We start from the raw sequence: 3229 nt of genomic DNA on the forward strand, positions 1-3229 counted from the left end.
GCGACGAGCGACGGCCGCGTCAACAGCGCGTCGGGCAGGTCGATCGGATCGGGATTGGCCTCGCCCAGCCGCTCGACGAGGCGGATCATGTCGTAGCCGAGATATCCGAAGAGCCCGGCCGCGGCGGGCGGCATGTCGGGGGGCATCTCGATCCGGCTTTCCGCGATGAGCGCGCGCAGCGAGTCGAGCGCGGGGCGCTCGTCGGGCGTGAAGCTCTCGGGCTCGAAGCGCGCGCTGCGGTTGATCTCGGCCCGGCCGCCGCGGCAGCGCCAGACGAGATCGGGTTTCATGCCGATGATCGAGTAGCGTCCGCGTTGCTCACCGCCGGTCACCGACTCCAGCAGGAAGCTCAGCGGCTGCGGGCCGGCGAGCTTCAGCATGAGCGATACCGGCGTGTCGAGATCCGCTGCAAGACGCGTCCAGACCAGCTGAGGCTGTCCGGCGTCGTAGGCGGCGGCGAAGGTCTCGGGATCGGGTGTCAGCGCCATGGGGTCACTGGAAATTGGCGTGAACCGCGTTGAGCGCGGCCTGATCGATGGTGACGCCCGCGCGCGACTGCACCTCGCGGGCATAGGTCTCGAGCAGGTCGTCGGCCAGCCCGGCGGCGCCCTGCTGTGCGATCTGCGCGCGCAGGCCGGAGATATCCTCGGCCTGCGGGTCGGGCGCCTCGACGTCGTCGAGGCGCAGGATCAGCACCGACGCGCCGTCCGGCACGATGCGCACCTCTCCCGGGTCCATGCCGAAAACGGTCTCGACGGTGTCGCGCGGCAGCCCCTCGACGAAGCCGTCACGGGTCACGCCCTCGATCTGCGTCGCATCGTCGAGGCCGACGGACGCGAAGGATCGCCCGGCGCGCAGGTCGTCGGTCAGGTCCTCGGCCCGCTCGGTCAGGCGCGTGCGCGTCTCTTGCTCTTCCCAGAGAAGCGCGGCGCGCCCGGCGACCTCCTCGAAGGGGGCGGGCGCCGGCGGCACCACCTCGTCGAGGCGGAGGGCGAAGACACCGCCGTCGCCGAGCGCCTCGATTTCCGGGAAGTCCTCCTCGGTCACTGCCTCGGCGGCATCCCGGAACGCCTCGTAGGCGGCGATGCCCTCGGACATGTCCTCGTGCCACTCGATCTCGCCAAGCGCCATCTCGGTCTCGTCGGCGAGCTCTTCCAGCCGCGCGCCTCCGGCGAGCAGGTCGTCGAAACTGTCGACCTGATTGGCGATCACGCGGCGCGCACGGTCGGCGGCGAGCTCGTCGCGCAGCTCCGGCTCGGCCTCCTCGAAGCTCGTCTCCTGCGCGGCGAGCCTCGCGTTGACGCGGTAGAGCGCCGGACCGAGCGAAGAGGGCAGGGGGCCCACCACCTCACCCGTTTCGGCGGCGAAGACGGCATCCGCCGCGTCCCCCAGCTTGCGGCGCGTCACGTCGCCGAGATCGATGTCGGAGAGCGAAAGGTCGCGCGCCTCGACCTCGGCCTCGAAGCTGGTCTCGCCCGCCTCGATCGCCTCGCGCGCCTCCCGGGCCGCAGCCTCGTCCGGGTAGGCAAGGCGCTCGACCAGGCGGCGCTCGGGCTGGCGATACTGTGCACCGCGGTCCTCGTAGAGATCGCGCAGCGCCTCTTCGTCGACCTCGACCTCGTCCACGATCATCTCCGGCGTGAGCCAGGCGTAGGTGATGCGCTTCGTCTCGGGGCGCATGAAGCGGTCGGTGTTCTCGTCGTAGAAGGCGCGGAGTTCGTCCTCCGACGGCGCGGGCACGGGCGTCTCCAGCGCGTCGGTCCCGAGCCGCGCCCATGTGAAGCTGCGCTGTTCGCCCACGAAGTCGGTCAGCGCGTCCACGTAGGGATCCGGCGCCGGCGTGGCCGCGCGCACCGCGTCCTGCAGGATGCCGCGGGACGTCTCGGCGCGCAGGTCGGCCTCGAACTCGGCCTCGGTGAGCCCGGCGTTTTCCAGCGCGAAGCGGTAGGCCTCGCGGTCGAGCTCCCCGTCGGGACCCTGGAAGGCGGAGATTTCCGCGATCTGGTCTGCCACGACCGCGTCGCCGACGGAAATCCCGAGCCGCGCGGCCTCGTCGTCGAGCGCGGCCTGCAGGATGAGCCGGCCGAGCACCCGCTGATCGATGCCCGCCTCGCGCGCCTCCTGAAAGGTGACGGCCGAGCCGCGCTGCTGGGTCAAGGCACGCAGCTCGTTCTGCAGGGCGCGGGCATAGTCGTCGGCGGCGACATCCTGATCGCCGACCTGTGCGACGGTGCGCACGGTCCCGGTGAGGTTGGTCGCCCCGAACCCGGCAAGCCCCACGATCAGCAGGCCCAGCAGGATCCAGACGAAGATTCGCGATGTTCCGCTGCGCGCCGCCATGCCGCCTCCCGCCGATGCCCTGCGCGCGTTCCTAGCCGCGCGCCCCCGTCTCGGCAAGCGGATAGGCGAGACGGGCGAGCCGGGCATAAAGCTCTTCGATGCCAGCGCGGTCCACGTTGGCGAAGGCGATGCGCAGATGGCGCGCGCCGCTCGCGTCCGCTTCGGGCACGAACATCGTTCCGGGCAGCGCGAGCACGCCGATGTCGGAGATCATGCGCTGCGCGAGCTCGTCGGAGGCCAGCGCGAAGGGCTGCTCGAGATAGGCGAAATAGGCGCCGACCCCTTTCAGCCGCCAGCCTGCGTCGGCGAGGCGGCCCGCGCCCGTCTCGATCGCGGCGCGGCGGTCGAGGATCTCGGCCCGCTCGCCCGCGAGCCACTGCGCGAGGTGCCGAAGCCCGAAGAGCGCCGCGTGCTGGCCGAGCTGCGGCGGGCAGATCGCCACCGTGTCGAGGAATTTCTCGGCCTCGGCGAGCGTCGCGGCATCCGCGACCATCGCGCCCGTCCGGTGCCCGGTGAGACGGTAGGCCTTGGAGAAGGAGTAGAGATGCACGAGATGGCGCGGCCAGTCCGGATCGGCGAAGAGGTCGTGCGGCGCGCCCGGCCGCGCGTCGAAATCGCGGTAGGTCTCGTCGAGGATGAGGGTGAGGCCGCGGTCCTGCGCGAGATGGTAGAACGACGCTACCACGTCGGCCGGATACTCGACGCCGCCGGGGTTGTTCGGCGTCACCAGCACGATCGCACGGGTGCGGGACGTGATGAGTGCCGCCGCGCGCTCCGGGTCGGGCAGAAGGTCGTCGCCACAGGGCAGGGGCACGGCGCGGACGCCCGCCATGTCGAGCCACATCTTGTGATTGAAGTACCAGGGCGTCGGCAGGATCACCTCGCAGCC

The 3229-nt window shown here is 71.2% G+C and carries 2 protein-coding genes and 1 pseudogene; all 3 read right to left on the minus strand.

Annotated features, from left to right (window positions below; translation table 11 throughout):
- Nucleotides 1–488 (minus strand): annotated as a pseudogene (locus ACESL7_RS14690) (anthranilate synthase component I); the annotation flags it as partial.
- Between the two features lie 4 nt (nt 489–492).
- Complete coding sequence (locus ACESL7_RS14695) at nt 493–2340, minus strand: peptidylprolyl isomerase (protein ID WP_372894045.1); 1848 nt, start codon at nt 2338–2340, stop codon at nt 493–495.
- Between the two features lie 31 nt (nt 2341–2371).
- On the minus strand, nt 2372–3229 hold an 858-nt coding region (locus tag ACESL7_RS14700), incomplete at its 5' end, for an aminotransferase (protein WP_372894046.1).

This window comes from Rhodosalinus sp., assembly GCF_041685465.1.
Lineage (GTDB): Bacteria > Pseudomonadota > Alphaproteobacteria > Rhodobacterales > Rhodobacteraceae > Rhodosalinus.

Excerpts from the sequence above, each read along its gene's own strand:
- ACESL7_RS14695 (WP_372894045.1), bottom strand. The coding sequence starts at position 2,340 with ATGGCGGCGCGCAGCGGAACATCGCGAATCTTCGTCTGGATCCTGCTG.